The organism is Cedecea neteri, from assembly GCF_000758325.1.
Taxonomy (GTDB): domain Bacteria; phylum Pseudomonadota; class Gammaproteobacteria; order Enterobacterales; family Enterobacteriaceae; genus Cedecea; species Cedecea neteri_B.
In genome coordinates this window covers 180,392-197,686 of sequence record NZ_CP009459.1, presented here as the reverse complement: position 1 = coordinate 197,686, position 17,295 = coordinate 180,392, and the positions used below count along the sequence as shown (strand labels likewise).

At 54.7% G+C, this 17,295-nt stretch carries 15 protein-coding genes; 10 read left to right on the top strand and 5 right to left on the bottom strand.

Translation table 11 applies throughout. The features are described 5' to 3' along the window. The first annotated feature begins 91 nt into the window (after window positions 1-91). Both nlpD and rpoS read left to right on the top strand, forming a co-directional pair. The gene (gene nlpD, locus LH86_RS00950; protein ID WP_039297608.1) at window positions 92-1,225 is read left to right on the top strand and encodes a murein hydrolase activator NlpD; all 1,134 of its coding nucleotides are present in this window, start codon (window positions 92-94) and stop codon (window positions 1,223-1,225) included. A 56-nt stretch (window positions 1,226-1,281) separates the two neighbouring features. Then, window positions 1,282-2,274 carry an RNA polymerase sigma factor RpoS gene (gene rpoS, locus LH86_RS00945; RefSeq protein ID WP_008458325.1) on the top strand — a complete coding sequence of 331 codons (993 nt, stop codon included), beginning with the start codon at window positions 1,282-1,284 and terminating at the stop codon, window positions 2,272-2,274. 68 nt (window positions 2,275-2,342) lie between these two features. On the opposite strand, the gene mutS is transcribed toward rpoS, so the two are convergent. Beyond that, window positions 2,343-4,904, bottom strand: coding sequence for a DNA mismatch repair protein MutS (mutS, locus tag LH86_RS00940; protein ID WP_039297605.1), 2,562 nt, complete (start codon window positions 4,902-4,904; stop codon window positions 2,343-2,345). 380 nt (window positions 4,905-5,284) lie between these two features. Here mutS and LH86_RS00935 point away from each other — a divergent pair, with 380 nt between their 5' ends. After that, a complete protein-coding gene (locus LH86_RS00935) occupies window positions 5,285-6,001 on the top strand; it encodes a Type III secretion system effector HopBA1 (protein WP_081942988.1) in 717 nt (238 codons plus the stop codon). Window positions 6,002-6,033: 32 nt separating this feature from the next. Here the strand turns inward: LH86_RS00935 and LH86_RS00930 are convergent, their stop codons facing one another. Further along, the gene (locus LH86_RS00930; protein ID WP_039305815.1) at window positions 6,034-7,599 is read right to left on the bottom strand and encodes a methyl-accepting chemotaxis protein; all 1,566 of its coding nucleotides are present in this window, start codon (window positions 7,597-7,599) and stop codon (window positions 6,034-6,036) included. A 575-nt stretch (window positions 7,600-8,174) separates the two neighbouring features. On the opposite strand from LH86_RS00930, the gene LH86_RS00925 reads away from it, so the two are divergent. From LH86_RS00925 to LH86_RS00905, 5 genes are all read left to right on the top strand, one after another. Continuing rightward, complete coding sequence (locus tag LH86_RS00925; RefSeq protein WP_419656341.1) at window positions 8,175-9,263, top strand: catalase family peroxidase; 1,089 nt, start codon at window positions 8,175-8,177, stop codon at window positions 9,261-9,263. Further along, window positions 9,260-9,802, top strand: a complete 543-nt coding sequence (locus LH86_RS00920; RefSeq protein WP_039297602.1) for a cytochrome b — start codon at window positions 9,260-9,262, stop codon at window positions 9,800-9,802. The genes LH86_RS00925 and LH86_RS00920 overlap by 4 nt, the downstream gene beginning before the upstream one ends. Before the next feature lie 21 nt (window positions 9,803-9,823). Continuing rightward, window positions 9,824-10,336: an RNA polymerase sigma factor gene (locus LH86_RS00915; protein WP_039297598.1), complete on the top strand. Its 513-nt coding sequence runs from the start codon at window positions 9,824-9,826 to the stop codon at window positions 10,334-10,336. Continuing rightward, on the top strand, window positions 10,333-11,103 hold the full coding sequence (locus tag LH86_RS00910) for an anti-sigma factor family protein (protein WP_039297596.1): 771 nt from the start codon (window positions 10,333-10,335) through the stop codon (window positions 11,101-11,103). Before LH86_RS00915 ends, LH86_RS00910 begins: the two co-directional genes overlap by 4 nt. Window positions 11,104-11,238: 135 nt before the next feature. Beyond that, entirely contained in the window at window positions 11,239-12,279 is a 1,041-nt protein-coding gene (locus LH86_RS00905) for a TerC/Alx family metal homeostasis membrane protein (RefSeq protein ID WP_039297594.1), read from the top strand. A 46-nt stretch (window positions 12,280-12,325) separates the two neighbouring features. Here the strand turns inward: LH86_RS00905 and LH86_RS00900 are convergent, their stop codons facing one another. Next, window positions 12,326-12,997, bottom strand: a complete 672-nt coding sequence (locus LH86_RS00900; protein WP_156106999.1) for an HAD-IB family hydrolase — start codon at window positions 12,995-12,997, stop codon at window positions 12,326-12,328. 277 nt (window positions 12,998-13,274) lie between these two features. Here LH86_RS00900 and trpS point away from each other — a divergent pair, with 277 nt between their 5' ends. Continuing rightward, window positions 13,275-14,294 (top strand): tryptophan--tRNA ligase, encoded by a 1,020-nt coding sequence (trpS, locus tag LH86_RS00895; RefSeq protein WP_039297592.1) that lies wholly within the window; start codon window positions 13,275-13,277, stop codon window positions 14,292-14,294. Between the two features lie 94 nt (window positions 14,295-14,388). After that, window positions 14,389-15,465: a lytic murein transglycosylase B gene (gene mltB / locus LH86_RS00890; protein ID WP_039297590.1), complete on the top strand. Its 1,077-nt coding sequence runs from the start codon at window positions 14,389-14,391 to the stop codon at window positions 15,463-15,465. A 41-nt stretch (window positions 15,466-15,506) separates the two neighbouring features. Here the strand turns inward: mltB and gutQ are convergent, their stop codons facing one another. Together gutQ and srlR are read right to left on the bottom strand one after the other, a co-directional pair. Continuing rightward, a complete protein-coding gene (gutQ, locus tag LH86_RS00885; protein WP_039297588.1) occupies window positions 15,507-16,469 on the bottom strand; it encodes an arabinose-5-phosphate isomerase GutQ in 963 nt (320 codons plus the stop codon). Further along, window positions 16,450-17,235, bottom strand: a complete 786-nt coding sequence (gene srlR, locus LH86_RS00880) for a glucitol operon DNA-binding transcriptional repressor SrlR (protein ID WP_039297584.1) — start codon at window positions 17,233-17,235, stop codon at window positions 16,450-16,452. Before srlR ends, gutQ begins: the two co-directional genes overlap by 20 nt. Window positions 17,236-17,295 lie beyond the last annotated feature (60 nt).

The window sequence follows — 17,295 nt, the reverse complement described above, 5'->3', positions numbered from 1 at the left end:
ACGTAGCCGAATTCAGCAAAAGCTGGCGTGGTTTACGCCGCTTTTCTACAGTGTTTTATGCATATCTGGTTGTTATCATTTTGGGGGATAAATGAGCGCGGGAAGCCCAACTTTCACTTTACGCCGGGCGGCGATGTTGACGCTAACCAGCCTTTGGCTGGCAGGCTGTACAAGCAATAATAACACCCAGGCACCCATCAGTTCCGTTGGCGGCAACGGCAATGCTTCAGGCTCTTCAACTGGCAGCCTGCTGGTGACGAAGCCACCGACAATGTCCGCTCCGATTCAACAACCTCAGATCCAACCTGTTCAGCAGCCGCAGATTCAGCCGGTTCGTCAGCCTCAGGCTCAACCTGTCGTTTCAGAACCAGTGCGCACCGAAAATGGCCGCATTGTTTACAACCGTCAGTACGGCAACATCCCTAAAGGGAGCTACGCGGGCGGCAGCACCTACACCGTTAAACGCGGCGATACTCTGTTCTACATTGCGTGGATTACCGGGAACGACTTCCGTGACCTGGCGCAGCGCAACAACGTACCGGCCCCGTACGGTCTGGAAGTAGGGCAAACCCTCCAGGTCGGCAACGCCTCCGGCACGCCAATCACCGGTGGGAACGCGGTGACCGCCGCCGATGCCCGCGCGCAGGGCGTCGCGACGCCAGTTGAACAAAACTCAACCAGGGTAGTTGCTTCTAAACCGACAATTACGTATTCTGAGGATTCAGGTGAACAGAGTGCTACTAAAATGTTACCGGGCAATAAGCCAGCTGAGACTGTTGTCACAGCACCGGTGACGGCACCTGTGGTTAGCTCTACCGAACCTACCGTTAGCAGTACGTCTAACAGCTCGCCAATCTCAACCTGGCGCTGGCCGACCGACGGTAAGATCATCGAAAACTTTGCGGCAACCGAAGGGGGCAACAAAGGGATCGATATCGCTGGCAGTAAAGGACAGGCAATTATCGCGACCGCCGCAGGGCGCGTGGTATATGCCGGTAACGCGCTGCGCGGTTACGGTAATCTAATCATCATCAAACACAACGATGATTATCTGAGTGCCTACGCCCATAACGATACAATGCTGGTCCGGGAACAAGAAGAAGTTAAGGCGGGGCAAAAAATAGCTACCATGGGTAGCACCGGAACCAGTTCTACACGATTGCATTTTGAAATTCGTTACAAGGGGAAATCCGTAAACCCGCTGCGTTATTTGCCGCAGCGATAAACCGGCAAAACATTCATTGAATGTATTGCCCAGGGATCACGGGTAGGAGCCACCTTATGAGTCAGAATACGCTGAAAGTTAACGAGTTAAACGAAGACGCGGAATATGATGAGAACGGAGTTGAGGCTTTTGACGAAAAAGCCCTTGTAGAAGAGGAACCCAGTGATAACGACCTTGCAGAAGAAGAGCTGCTGTCACAGGGTGCTACACAGCGTGTACTGGATGCGACTCAGCTTTATCTTGGAGAGATCGGTTACTCTCCATTATTAACAGCCGAAGAAGAAGTTTATTTTGCTCGCCGCGCATTGCGCGGTGATGTGGCCTCCCGCAGACGCATGATTGAAAGTAACCTGCGTCTGGTGGTAAAAATTGCCCGTCGCTACAGCAATCGTGGTCTGGCGCTGCTGGATCTGATTGAAGAGGGTAATCTGGGGCTGATTCGTGCGGTTGAGAAGTTCGATCCGGAACGTGGGTTCCGTTTCTCAACGTACGCCACATGGTGGATTCGTCAGACCATCGAACGGGCAATCATGAACCAAACCCGTACGATTCGCCTGCCGATTCATATTGTGAAAGAGCTGAACGTTTACCTGCGTACCGCTCGCGAACTCTCCCACAAGCTCGACCACGAGCCGAGTGCCGAAGAGATTGCCGAGCAGCTGGATAAACCGGTTGATGACGTTAGCCGTATGCTGCGCCTCAACGAGCGCATTACCTCGGTAGACACCCCGCTGGGCGGTGACTCTGAGAAAGCGCTGCTGGATATCCTGGCGGACGAGAAAGACAACGGCCCGGAAGACACCACGCAAGACGATGACATGAAACAAAGCATCGTGAAGTGGCTGTTCGAACTGAACGCTAAGCAGCGTGAAGTGCTGGCCCGTCGTTTTGGTCTGCTGGGTTATGAAGCTGCAACGCTGGAAGATGTGGGCCGTGAAATTGGCCTGACTCGTGAACGCGTTCGCCAGATTCAGGTTGAAGGTCTGCGTCGTCTGCGTGAAATCCTGCAGGCTCAGGGGCTGAACCTCGAAGCGCTGTTCCGCGAATAATCGACTCCTCAAATAAAAAAGCGGTGATGCAAATCACCGCTTTTTTTATGCCTGCCGTTCGGTAACGGCTACACCAAACTCTTCAGTCGGTAGATCCACTCCAGCGCCTGACGCGGAGAAAGTGAATCCGGATCCAGGTTCTCCAGCGCCTCGACGGCAGGGGATGTCTCTTCCGCCGTGATCAGCAGCGACATTTGCGTTCCATCCACCTGGCTTGCGGCCGCATTACCGGAAATGTTTTCCAGCTCGCGCAGCTTCTGACGTGCACGTTTGATCACGTCTTTCGGTACACCCGCCAGCGCGGCTACGGCCAGACCGTAACTCTTGCTTGCCGCCCCGTCCTGCACGCTGTGCATAAAGGCTATGGTATCCCCATGCTCCACGGCATCAAGATGGACGTTAGCCACGCCTTCCATTTTTTCCGGCAGAGTAGTCAGCTCGAAATAGTGGGTAGCGAACAGCGTCAGCGACTTGATACGGTTGGCCAGGCTTTCGGCGCAGGCCCAGGCCAGCGACAGGCCATCATAGGTTGACGTGCCGCGGCCAATCTCGTCCATCAGCACCAGACTGTGTTCCGTAGCGTTGTGCAGAATATTGGCGGTTTCTGTCATCTCCACCATGAAGGTTGAGCGACCGGAAGCCAGGTCATCGGCAGCGCCCACGCGGGTAAAGATGCGATCAACCGGGCCGATTTCAGCCTGCTGCGCCGGCACAAAACTGCCGATATAGGCCAGCAGAGCAATTAATGCAGTCTGGCGCATATAGGTACTTTTACCGCCCATGTTCGGGCCGGTAATAATCAGCATTCTACGCTGAGGGGAAAGGTTTAGCGGGTTAGCGATAAACGGTTCGCTGAGCACTTGTTCCACTACCGGATGGCGACCACCGACCAGCTTAATGCCGGGCTTATCCGTCAGCGTCGGGCAGATGTAGTTCAGGGTATAAGCGCGCTCGGCCAGGTTAACCAGCACGTCCAGCTCCGCCAGCGCGGTGGCGCTTTTTTGCAGCGCTTCCAGGTGCGGCAGCAGCAGATCAAACAGCTGATCGTAAAGCTGTTTCTCCAGCGCCAGCGCTTTGCCTTTAGAGGTCAGGACCTTGTCTTCGTACTCTTTCAGCTCAGGAATAATGTAGCGTTCGGCGTTCTTCAGCGTCTGACGACGAACATAGTTGATCGGCACCAGATGGCTTTGACCACGGCTGACCTGAATGTAGTAGCCGTGTACGGCGTTAAACCCGACCTTCAGCGTATCAAGGCCCAGGCGTTCGCGTTCGCGGATTTCCAGACGATCCAGATAGTCGGTTGCGCCGTCGGCCAGGGCTCGCCATTCGTCCAGTTCTTCGTTATAGCCGGGGGCGATCACGCCACCGTCGCGCACCAGTACTGGCGGAGATTCGATAACGGCATGCTCGAGTAATTCGCGCAGCTCTGCAAATTCGCCCATCTGCTCGCGCAGGGTTTGCACATAGTCGGTGCTTACATCCGACAAGGTTTCACGCAAGGCGGGCAGCTGTTGGAAGGCATATCGCATACGTGCCAGATCGCGTGGGCGAGCGGTGCGCAGTGCCAGGCGGGCAAGAATACGCTCCAGGTCGCCGACCTGGCGCAGCGTAGGCTGAATATCTGTGGTGCGCTCCTGCAGGGCCGCAATAGTTTGCTGCCGCTTAGTGAGCACGTCGACGTTACGCACCGGCATATGCAGCCAGCGTTTGAGCATCCGGCTGCCCATCGGCGTCACGGTGCAGTCCAGCACCGAGGCCAGCGTGTTCTCCACGCCGCCGGACAGGTTTTGGGTGATCTCAAGATTACGACGGGTGGCGGCATCCATGATGATGCTGTCCTGCTGTCGATCCATGGTTACGGAACGAATATGCGGCAGGGAAGTGCGCTGGGTATCTTTGACGTACTGCAGCAGGCAGCCGGCGGCGCAAAGTGCATGGTGGGCGTTTTCGACGCCAAAACCGGTCAGGTCCCGAGTGCCAAACTGCAGATTTAGCTGCTGGCGCGCGGTTTCAATTTCGAACTCCCAGAGCGGGCGGCGGCGAAGACCGCGGCGGCCATCAATCAGGCTTATCTCGGCGAAGTCTTCCGCATACAGCAGCTCGGCCGGATTGGTGCGCTGAAGCTCCGCGGCCATGGTTTCACGGTCTTCCGGCTCGGTCAGGCGAAAGCGCCCGGAACTGATGTCCAGCGTCGCATAGCCAAAGCCTTTGCTGTCCTGCCAGATAGCCGCCAGCAGGTTATCCTGACGTTCCTGCAGCAGCGCTTCATCGCTGATGGTGCCCGGCGTGACGATGCGAACGACTTTACGCTCAACCGGCCCTTTGGTGGTGGCCGGGTCGCCAACTTGTTCGCAGATAGCCACGGATTCGCCGAGATTCACCAGCTTGGCCAGGTAGTTTTCCACCGCGTGATGAGGCACACCCGCCATAGGAATAGGTTCGCCTGCAGAAGCCCCGCGCTTGGTCAGGGAGATATCCAACAGCTGAGAAGCGCGTTTTGCATCGTCATAGAACAGTTCGTAGAAGTCACCCATGCGGTAAAACAGTAGAATGTCACGGTGTTCAGATTTAAGACGCAGGTACTGTTGCATCATCGGGGTGTGGGCGTCGAAGGTTTCGCTAGTACTCATGGAGTGATGATATCCATTTCGTTGAATTTTAAGTGGTTAGTGATGTTTCTGGTTCTCATTATTGCTCACTAATACGGCGTAAACTGCACGCGGGAATCGCCCCGCAGATGGCCCATGATAACGGAGTATCAAAGGCAGGAAAACAGCGGTTAAACGACATTGCTGAAAGCCTCGCAACTCGTTGCCATTCCCAGCGTGATGGACTGTATGCACGACATTAAGAGTCTCAACAACGATTACAAAAGATAACGTCTGCCTGAACCGGCAACCCGCTTGAATAGCCGGGTGTTGCGTTTAGACACATCTTTTTCACCCTATTTTCAGGAACTCAATTTTCCGAGACCCACTTACCAGAAAACATCCCAACATCGGAGATAACCATGTTTTCTGCAGTCGGTCAGTCAAATCGCGTTCAGCCCGCCGCACTTAACGCCAGCGGAAGGATCCACCCAGATATTAAAATTAAGCCGCCGGTAAACGATCCCGTTCAGGCTCTGGCTAACCTGTTCCGTGATAACAAGCTTGCTTACCTGGGCGATGTGCATGGTCAGCTTGCGATCCCAGAATTTGTCGGCCATGCCATTCCCGAGTTGAAAAAGGCGGGTGTGGATCTGCTGGCGGTAGAGTTTGTGAAGTACAGCGATAACGCCTTGTTTCGCGAAGCGCTGGCTCATGGCAAAGAGGCGACAAAAAATTTCATCATGAATGCCTGGTCAAAGCACGGAGAGGCCTGGGTGGATAAGGTTGCCGGGGCACTTTATGAAGCGCACAAAGCCGGCATTTCCGTCGCTGGCATTGACCGCCATATTCCCGGCGCTGCGCCAAAAACGCCGATGGAAGCCATCAAATACATGAACAAACGACTGGCGCTCAATATTGCCTGGAACGCTGCGGCAGAAAAGGAAGAGCGCGCCATTGGCGCTCGTAAAACGCTGGTTTGGGGCGGCGGCGGTCATTTTCACCATAGCCGTGAGCAAGGGCCTAAAGATATGCGTCCCGGCCCTGTGGTTTCTTTCGACTCGAGCGATAAAGCCCCGGGCTGTTCACTGAACCAGAAGGACGACAACAGCCACCTGGTGATTAATTTCCCGAAATAAAAAAACGGGGAATGACGATTCCCCGTTTTCTCTCAGGACGCGACCTGGAAAACGCTGACGGTTTCGCGCAGAATGCGGGATTGCGTATCGAGAGAGGTTGCCGTGGAAGAGGTCACCTCAACCAGCGCGACGTTCTGCTGCAGGTTTTTATCCATCTGCGCTACGGCCTCGGCAACCTCATTCACGCCGGTCGCCTGTTCTGCTGAGTTATGCGCAATTTCGTTGACGATGCTGTTCACCTGGCTGACGGTGGTTAAAATCTTGCTCATGGTTTCCGCCGCCTGATCGATCTCCTGCGCACCGCTATTCACCCGCTGTACTGAGCCAGTAATCAGGCCTTTAATTTCTTTCGCGGCACTGGAGGAGCGTTGGGCGAGGGCGCGAACCTCAGTGGCGACAACGGCAAAACCCCGGCCTTGTTCACCCGCTCTGGCGGCCTCAACGGCGGCGTTCAGCGCCAAAATGTTGGTCTGGAAAGCAATGCCTTCAATCACCGACGTGATATCCGCAATACGCACGGACTCCTGAGTAATTTCCTCCATGGTGCTGACGATCCCCTGCACCATTTCACTTCCCTGCGCGACTTCGCTGGCGGCAGAGCTGGCAAGCTTGCTGGCGTACTGAGCGCTTTCCGCATTGTTTCGCACCGTGCTCGCGACCTGGTCCATCGCCGCTGAAGTTTGCTGCAGCGCCGCGGCCTGGTTCTCCGTCCTTGCAGAAAGCGAGCTGCTTCCTTTAGCTATTTCTGCACTGGCGCTCGCCACACCCTCCGCGTTCTGGCGTACTTCCAGCACCAGCTGGCGCAGCGCATTTTGCATATGGCTAAGCGAGGCCAGAATACTGCTGGTATCTTTTTTACGCAGCTCAGGCGTTTGTGTCAGATCTCCGGCGGCGATGGCGTTGGTCATCCGAAGCAAATCAACCGGCTCACCGCCGAGGGAAAGTGTGATTTTGCGTGTGGTTGACCAGGTGATTAGCAGGCCAAGCGCTACGGCAACCAGCGCCAGCGTGAGCATCAGAAGATGGAATGTGCGGGCAATCCCGCGTGCAGTGTTAGCCAGCGCGTCGTTGAGCTGCGTCTCCATGTCGATAAAACCGTTAATGGTGGCCAGCCAGTTAACAAAAGCCGGGCGAGCCTGATTGAGGATGACCTGGCGTGCACCTTCCACATCGCCTTTTTGCTGCAGAGCGATAATCTCATTCACCAGCGGCAGCGTTTGCTGCTCAGCTTCTTTTATCTTTTCGTACTGAGTTCGCTCTTCGGTTGTCACGTCGCTGCCCTGGGCAAAGATGCCTTCCATCGGCTGGACGGAGGCCTGGTAATCCTGCTCCAGCTTGCGGATGTGTTCGATAACGCTCTGCAGCTCGCCTGTGGGCACCAATGTCACGTCGCGGATGGCAATCGAACGATCATGCACGCTGCCCCGAAAATTAACGGCGTAGCGCTGTTTAACGTTATTGACATCGTTGATGGCGATCAGCGCGTTGTTTATTTTATTCACCTGCATAATTGCCACCAGCGTCAGCACAACCAGCGTTAATAAAATAATGATAAAGCTGCCGCTTATTCGCGCACCTATGGAAAGGTTTTTAAACATAATAACTCTCTTTTAATTAATATTGAGCGTGATGTTAATGGTGTTGTCGGAGTATTTTCCTGCAGTGGATACAGGAGGGTAAGTTGTCTTGCAGGCTTACAGGGTGGAAAGGAAATTAATCTGCAGGCAAAAAGTTGTCAATAGGGCAGCTTTGCACCGATGCTTGCAGTGTTGACGATGGTGGAATGCTTTATTCCATAAATAGCTATGGTGTTTATTTTTGTTTTCCCTAAGTGAAATGATTTTGTTTTTCACTTGCAGTTTTACTTTGTTTCTATTTTTTAAACTTGCCTGTGCGGGGCTGGAATAATTACCTTAGTACATTCGTTACGTCTGCTAACAAATGTTTATTATTTATTTAAGATTTAAATTTTTACCTGGTAATGCAAGAGGCTGATCCAGTAGTTTTAAAATTGACATCTACGGAATGTAGGGAAATTAATAACAATAATCCCCCTGCTTTTGATGATGGAATACGACGGTAAAAAATTTTTAAGACCAGGGAATAAATGGTCATTTCGTTCGTCCTATGAGCTCAAAAACCAAATGCCATTTCATTATTGTGAGCCGAACCTATGCGAGAACCCCGTCCGTCTTTCTGCGCGATGTTTAAAAATTTGCGCTACCCACAGCAATTTTTGCTGCGGGGCACTGTGATCGTCGCCATTCCGCTAGCCCTTTGCTTGCTGTTTGCCTGGGCGTGGGGAGCCCTGACACCGGAGCGTTTGTCTCCCGACAAGTTGGTTAATGCGTTGGAAAAAACGGGAGGAGAGCACCCCGGCTATCGCCGTAATCATGCCAAAGGGATCTGCGTGGTGGGGTATTTTGACTCCAACGGTAGCGCCAGCGCGCTGTCGAAAGCCACGGTGTTTCTGCCGGGTAATACGCCGGTCATTGGCCGCCTGGCAATTGCTGGCGGTAACCCCAACGCGCCCGATGGTGCGGTGCCAGTGCGCAGTATGGCGCTGCAGTTTATCACCCGTGATGGCCAGGAGTGGCGCACGGGGATGAACGCGCTACCGTTCTTTAGCGTTGCTACGCCGCAGGGCTTCTACGATCAGCAAATGGCGGGTATGCCCGATCCTAAGACGGGCAAACCTGATCCAGCCAAAATGAAAGCATTTATCAGCGCTCACCCGGAGGCAAAGCCGTTTTTTGCCTGGGTGAAGAGCTATGTGCCGACGTCGAGCTGGGCCAGCGACAGCTATAACAGCCTGAACGCTTACTTGTTTACCAATAAAGCCGGGGACGTTCACGGCGTGCGCTGGAGTATGCAGTCGCAAACCCCCGGCGTGCCGGTGACGGCGCAGGACAAAGCGAATCCTTTGTTCCTGCAGCAGGACATCAAGCAGCGCCTGCAGCAGGGGCCGCTGAAATGGGATTTGATCATCAGCGTGGCTGAAAAGGGCGATGTGATTAACGATGCAACAAAAGCCTGGCCCGACAGCCGTCAAAAACTTAACGCAGGCACGCTGGTGCTGACGTCCGCACAAGATCAGGCCGACGGCAACTGCCGGGACATCAACTACGATCCGCTGATATTGCCAGAGGGCATTTCGGGCTCGGACGATCCGCTGCTTAGCGCGCGATCTGCGGCCTATTCGTCATCCTTCAATCGCCGCACGCACGAAGAAGCTCAGGTAAATAAAGGGGGCCAGTTATGAGCAAAGTGACTTACTTTCACCCTGTGCTGCGCGTCGTTCACTGGGCGATGGCGCTGATGATCGTGGCAATGCTGTTTATCGGCGTGGGGATGGTGTCCACGGTGTCGGAATTACACGCTTTTTTATACTCGTTGCATAAACCGCTTGGCGTCGCCATTTTGCTGCTGGTTATGCTGAGGGTTTATCTCCGCCTTCGTTATAAAACGCCGTCGCTCCCTGCAAATCTGCCGGGTTTTCAGGTGGCGCTGGCGCATTTATCCCACTGGCTGCTCTATCTTCTGATGGTGGCTCAGCCGCTGGTAGGCTGGGCGATGCTCTCTGCCGCGGGCTATCCCGTGACGCTGGGGGGCGGCATCACGCTACCGGCGCTGGCGACGAAAAATATTGAGCTTTATGCCGTGCTTCGGCCGCTACATACCTGGCTTGCGCTGCTGTTATTCGTCACCGTGGTGTTGCATCTGACCGCTGCTCTGTTCCATGCGCTGTTATTGCGTGATGGGGTGTTCAGCAGCATGACGGGCTTCAAAGGCCGGGGCTAACATCGCGCAGTGGAGTAAATCATGTCAAAACTGAGCGAACAGGAAATACGGGAAATGCTGCCGCATCTGCAGCGTTTCGCCCTATGGCTCACGCGTAATCCTCATGCCGCGGAGGATCTGGTGCAGTCCTGCCTTGAGAAAGCGTTTACCCGCGAGAGGGATCTGGCGGCGAGAGAGAGCCTTCGCAGCTGGCTGTTCTCTATTCTCTACCGGCAATTCATTGACGGCGAGCGGCGAAAAAGACGCTATCAGCGCATTTTGTCGCTGTTTACTGGCGATGAAAACCCGGTAGCCGCGTCAACGGAAGAGATGCTGATCAACGACGATATGCTGGCGATGTTCAGCCAGCTTCCCGTGGAGCAGCGTGCGTTATTGCTGCTCATCAGCGTGGAAGGGTTGAGTTATAAGGAAGCGGCTGAGTCGCTGGATATTCCGTTGGGAACCGTGATGTCGCGCTTGTCCCGAGCCAGAAAACAGCTGCAAAAATGGGATGAGGGCACGCCATCCACCCCGGCATTAAGGAGATTAAAATGAAATCGCGCATACCTGACGAGCAGGATCTCCATGCCTGGGTTGACGGGCAACTGGATGACGAGCGCAAAAAGTGGGTTGAGCACTATTTGCAGCAGCATCCCGAGCAGGCCGAACAGGTCAAAAAATGGCAGGCCGATGCCCGGCGTTTACGCCTTTCTTTGGATGAATTTGTGCCGCAGGTTTCTGCTCCTGCCCTGGAAGTGCAGCGGGCACGCCAGCAGATTCAGCGTACCCGCCGGTGGCGTTTAGCCGTTGCTTTTTGCCTCCTGTTTTCCGTCGGCATGGGCGGAGTGGCCGGGTGGCAGCTGCATGCCAGCGAAGTCCTGCGGCAAATTCTGCCGATGGAGGATGCTGTGCAGGCCTATCGTCTGGTGAACAGCGGCAGCGTGAAAGCGCTGGATGTGGTGGCCAGCGATCGTGCGGAGGTGAACAACTGGATGAGCCGCTATTTTATTAACGGCGCGCTGGCTCCCGATCTGGATAATTATGGTTTTACGCTGGTGGGCGGGCGTTTAATGGTGACCGAGCAGGGGCCAGCGGCACTGGTGGTCTACCGGGACACTCAGGGCACGCGCGTGGCGTATTACATCCGGCCTTCCGGTATGTTTACGCTGGGGAAAGGAGAGCGCCAGGCCGATAATCTGAAGGCACAATACTGGAGCGATCGCCGCTATAACTACGCGATGATAAGCCCGGCCAACGACAGCCAGACGGCGAGGTTACAGCAGGCGGTAGCGCAGTACGCGGGGGATGCGAGATCGATTTAAATAACAGCCCTGGTCTTGGTTTGTGTCCTAATGTCAGAAAAAGGCTACCCTTTTTTCTCTTACCGCTTATCCTGAATGGAGTGAGGTGGCGCCGGATCCCCCGAAACCACCTCCGTCATTCCTTAAGGATAAAACATGGTATCTACACATATTGGTTTCCCGACCGAAACGGTAGCGGTATTTCTTGCGCTCTCGGTAGGGGCCATTTTCATCGACCTCTTTATGCACCGCAAAGACGAACCTATTTCGCTGAAAAGTGCCGCATTGTGGTCGGTGTTCTGGGTTGCAGTGGCAATGCTTTTTGCCGGTTTTTTATATCTTCATCACGGGGCGGAAGTCGCCAGCCTGTTTGTCACCGGTTATGCCCTTGAAAAGGTGCTTTCCGTCGATAACCTGTTCGTGATGATGGCGATTTTTGCCTGGTTTGGTATTCCCGATCGCTACCGGCACCGCGTGCTCTACTGGGGCGTTATCGGCGCGATTGTCTTCAGAGGCGTGTTTGTGGCTATCGGTACGGGGCTGCTGTCGCTGGGGCCTTATGTTGAAATCGTGTTTGCGCTGATTGTGGCGTGGACGGCGGTGATGATGCTCAAAGGCAACGATGGAGAGGACGAAGTTGAGGACTACTCTCAGCATCTGGCTTATCGGCTGGTAAAACGCTTTTTCCCTCTCTGGCCAAAGCTTGCCGGGCGCAAATTCTTGCTTAACCAGGCTGAGGTTGACCACGAGCTGGCGAAGCCAGAAAACCAGGCCATCACCGTGGGACGAGTAAAAAAAGCCACGCTGTATGCTACACCGCTGATGCTCTGCGTGGCGGTAGTTGAGCTGTCTGACGTGATGTTTGCTTTCGACTCCGTCCCGGCCATTATTGCCGTCAGCCGTGAACCGCTGATCGTCTACAGCGCAATGATGTTCGCCATACTTGGTTTGCGTACCCTGTATTTTGTGCTGGAAGCGTTAAAGCAGTATCTCGTTCATCTGGAAAAAGCGGTGGTGGTGCTGCTGTTCTTTATCGCCGCTAAGCTCGGGCTTAACGCCAGCGAACACATCTGGCACCACGGTTACAGCATCTCGGCCACCGCCAGCCTGTACGTTGTGTTGGGCGTGCTGGCCGTGGGCATCATCCTCAGCGTGATGTTCCCGGCGAAAGCCGAATCAAGCGACAGCAAGAACTAGATAAGATGAAGGACGCCTTCGGGCGAGGGCGTCCTGATGACGAGGTTTAGAGATGTTTGTCGAGGCGTAATCTTTCGATAGGTGAGCGACGACGAGATTTGGCGCGGTGGAAGTGGCGCCAGTGGTAATCTCTGGCCGCGGTCAGCAGCTCATAATCCCCTCTGGAATCGCCCCAGGCGCGCAAATGCAGCTGGTTGAGCGGGCCATAAACTTGTTCCAGACGCTGAATCTTTTGATCGCAGCGGCAGTTGTGGCCATTAATGCGGCCGGTTAACACGCCGTCCACCACTTCAAGCTGAGTCCCGATGAGCTTCACGCCCAGACGTTCGGCGAACGGCAGCAGCACGATAGCTGGCGATGCAGAGCACAGCGTTACTTCGGCGCCAGAACGCAGTTCAGCGGCAACAGCCATCAGCCCACGCGGGCGCATCATTTTTTCGAAGTTTTTCGCGCAATACACTTCGGCTTTGTCCTTGACCCACTGCTCATTCACGCCGGTTAAGAAGGTGGAAATCAGTATTTCTTTTAATTCATCGCGGGTCAGTTTCCGGCGCAGGCATTTGAGCGTCGGAATGACCATACGCATCATCTTGCGCGCGAAGGTTTTTCGCCCAAAGGCAAACCGCAGGAACGGGACAAAGCTATCGCTATGGGTCAGCGTGCCGTCAAAATCAAAAACCGACAGGACGCCTGGCGAAGGATCATTCATAACAACCATAGATTCCCAACTTTCCTTTTTATCTGTTCGTCGCGAGGGCATCTTGCGAACGATGGGGAAATTATAAACTTTTAAATCCCGCTACGGAAACCGTCGCGAAATGTGATAGGGTAGTCGAATGAACATAAATCACACCGCACTTATCGTTAGCCGTTGGTGGCTGTCTCTTTAGAGGCGGCAGGAATTCGTTCACCCTTTTCTAATAGCCGCCGGAAGGCGGCTATTTCGTTTTAACTGTTCGCCCTCCGGCAAGATTTATCAGTCTCAGGAGGCCCTTATGAGCAGTTCACACGTTTTACAGCAAACCATTCTTACCGGCGACCGTCCAACCGGGCAGCTTCACCTTGGGCACTACGTAGGATCACTACGTAAACGCGTCCAGCTTCAGGATGAGCACCAGCAGCACATTTTGGTGGCCGACCTTCAGGGGCTAACCGACAACGGCAGCCGCCCTGAGAAAGTTGCCGAAAACATTCTGCAGGTGATGGCGGACTACCTGGCGGTTGGCATTGATCCCCAGAAAACCACAATCTGCCTGCAATCCTCTCTGCCAGCGCTGGCCGAACTCACCATGCTTTACATGAATATCGTGACCGTCGCCCGGCTGGAAAGAAACCCGACGGTAAAAAGCGAGATTGCCCAGAAGGGATTCGCTCGCTCTTTGCCTTCAGGTTTTCTTGTCTATCCGATAAGCCAGGCCGCGGATATCACCGCGTTTAAAGCCAGTCTGGTGCCGGTGGGGGACGATCAGCTACCGATGATCGAACAGGCCAATGAAATTGTGCATAAGATGAATAGCCTGACGCCGACGCCGATATTAACCCCCTGCAAAGCGTTGCTCAGCCCGGTCGGCCGCCTGCCGGGCATTGACGGCAACGCGAAAATGTCAAAATCCCTGGGCAATACGCTCACCCTTTCCGCCAGCGAACAGCAGATTCATCGGGCCGTGAGCGCCATGTTTACCGATCCGGATCATCTGCGCGTCAACGATCCGGGAAAAATTGAAGGCAATGTGGTGTTTACTTATCTGGATGCTTTCCATGAAGACAAAGAGAAAGTCGAGGCGATGAAAGAGCACTACCAGCGCGGCGGGCTGGGGGATCGGCAGTGTAAAAACGAGCTGGAAACCTGCCTGCAAAACCTGCTGGCACCGATCAGAGAGCGGCGAAATCGCTTTATCGAAGATAAGCCTTATTTACTTGAGGTGCTAAAAGCCGGGAGTGAAAAAGCGCGAGCGCTGACTCAGCAGACGGCGGACGAAGTGAAACGTGCGCTGGGGCTGCCGGTGCTATTTTAACGGCAGAAGGGCGCGAGAGGCATACTCAGATGAGTGATTATGGATTACCATTATTGCGAAACTTTCGCGAACATTCACAGGGACAGCCCATCAGATGCGTTATTCAGCCGCAGCACTTCTTCCTATGCTGGTTTTACTCTCCGCCTGTAGCAGTAAGCCGAAAACCGCCGAACAGCAGCAAACCAGCGGCACGCCGTCGGGTGGTTTCCTGCTCCAGCCGCAGCACGATGTCTTTATGCAAACCGGTGATTTTGCCTACAACCCGGAAGCAGAGAAGTTCATCGACAAAATGGTGAATGAGCATGGCTTCGACCGTAGACAGCTGCATGAAGTGTTGTCCCAGGCCAAACGTCTGGATTACGTGCTGCGCCTGATGGATCAGCAGGCGCCGACGACCGCGCCACCCGCCGGGCCGAACGGAGCTTGGCTACGCTATCGCGCTAAATTCATCACGCCGGATAACGTACAAAACGGCGTTAAGTTCTGGAACCAGTATGAATCTGCCCTGAACCGCGCGTACCAGGTTTACGGTGTGCCACCGGAAATCATCGTCGGGATCATCGGGGTTGAAACCCGCTGGGGCCGCGTGATGGGGAAAACGCGCATTGTGGATGCTCTCGCGACGCTCGCCTTTGCCTACCCGCGCCGCGCGCAATACTTTGCTGGCGAGCTGGAAACTTTCCTGCTGATGGCACGCAATGAAGGGGACGATCCGCTGGCGCTGAAAGGTTCCTTCGCCGGAGCAATGGGCTACGGGCAGTTCATGCCTTCCTCATTTAAAGAGTACGCGGTGGACTTCAACGGCGACGGACACGTGAACCTGTGGGATCCGGAAGATGCTATCGGCAGCGTGGCGAACTATTTCAAAGCTCACGGCTGGGAGAAGGGCGACATGGTTGCCGTGCCGGCCAATGGCCAGGTGCCGGGGCTGGCAAACGGCTTCAACACCAAATATTCCGTGGCGGCGCTGGGCCAGTCCGGCCTGAGTCCGCAGGGCTCTTTGGGCAACCATCAGGAAGTGAGCCTGCTGCGCCTGGATATGGGCGACCGTTACCAGTACTGGTACGGGCTGCCAAACTTCTACGCGATTACCCGCTACAACCACAGCACCCACTATGCGATGGCGGTGTGGCAATTAGGGCAGGCCGTCGCGCTGGCTCGCGTTCAGTAATACGTTTTATCGCCCCCGTTTGGGGGCGATAAAGACGCCGATTAAATACCAGCCTGATGAAAATCATGCAGGTTAATTGCCCCCAGCAGCCTGCCGTTTTCATCCACGACCGGCGCCGCGCTAATGCGTTTTTTCATCAGCATCTCTTTGGCATCTATCGCCCGGGTTTCGGCATTTAGCACCGTGCCATTCTTCGTCATGGCGTCTTTGATCCCGGCTTCCAGTTTGCCGCCGCCCACCAGCCAGCGGCGCAGGTCGCCATCGGTAAAGACGCCTGCAACTTGCTGCGCTTTGTCACAGACGGCAACTAACCCCAGCCCTGTGCGGCTTAGCTCTAGCATCGCATCCATGACGGAAGCGCTGTCCGCTACCTGTGGGAGCTGCTCATTGGTGCGCATCAGGTGATGAACCCGATTTAACAAACGTGCGCCTAACGCCCCGGCAGGGTGTGAACGCGCAAAGTCCTCTTCGTTAAAGCCACGCTCTTGCATGACGGCCATGGCCAGTGCGTCCCCCATCATTAATGTGTTTACCGCGCTCGAGGTCGGCGCAAGGCGCATCGGGCAGGCTTCACGCTCTACCGAAATATCTACGGTGGCAAAGGCCGCTTTCGCCAGCGGCGACTCAGCTTTACCGGTAATGGCAATCAGCTTAACGGCCTTTTCCTGCAGGCGAGGAATAATTAAATCCAGCTCTTTCGCGTGGCCGGAATAGGAGATAAACAGCAGGATGTCGCGGCTTTCGATCATCCCCAAATCGCCGTGTAACGCTTCGGCGGGGTGAACGAAGAAGGCGGGCGTGCCGGTGCTGGCAAAGGTGGCGGCAATTTTCTTCCCGATATGCCCGGACTTGCCCATGCCGGAAACAATCACTTTCCCCTGACAGGTGAGCACGGCGTTGGCGGCGGCGACAAAATCTTCGCCAAGTCTGTCCGGCAGGCGGCTTGCTTCCTGTAATTCCAGCAGCAGGGTTTCTCGTGCGGCGTCAATCATTCGCTGATTCATCTTCTTCTCCAGTAACAATCACTTTCACGCCTTTTTCACGCAGCGCGGTGAGGAATTCGTGGCTAATGCCCCTGTCGGTGATGATGGTATCGACTCTCTCCAGCCCGCAGACAATATTCGGGCTTTTGCGGCCAAACTTTGAGGAGTCGGCCATCAGGATCACTTCGCGCGCCGCGTTGCACATCGCTTTGCTGACGGTATAAACCTCGTTGTAGGTTGTGACCCCGGCAGTGAGATCGATGCCATCGGTGCCCATAAAAAGCCTGTCAAAGCTGAAGTGTTCGAAGGCGTTTTCCGCCAGTTGGCCATGAAACGAGGCTGATTTCTTACGGAAGGTGCCGCCGGGCATCAGGATGGTTTGTTCGTTGTCCAGCTCAGACAGCGCGTTGACGATATGCAGGCTGTTGGTCATCACCGTAATGTTATTGAAGTGCTGGAGCAGCGGGACCAGCTGCAAAACGGTGCTGCCCGCATCCAGAATGATGGAATCGCCATCGTGGATGTACTTGACCGCCGCCTCGGCAATTTGCTGTTTTTGCAGGGTATTGATCAGCGTTTTGTGATCAATAGGCGGATCGGGTTCGTCTTTACTGAGCACTACGCCGCCATAGGTGCGAATCACGGTGCCAGCCGTTTCAAGCAGCACTAAATCTTTACGGATCGTGGTGCCGGTGGTTTGAAAATGCTGGGCGAGATCTTCCACCGAGCATTTTCCCTGCTTTTGCAGATGTTCCAGGATCGCCGCCTGTCGCTGACGTGGTTTCATAGGCTCTTATTACCTTGCAATAAATTTCGATTCGGTAATTTCGCAAGCAATAAGCATTCG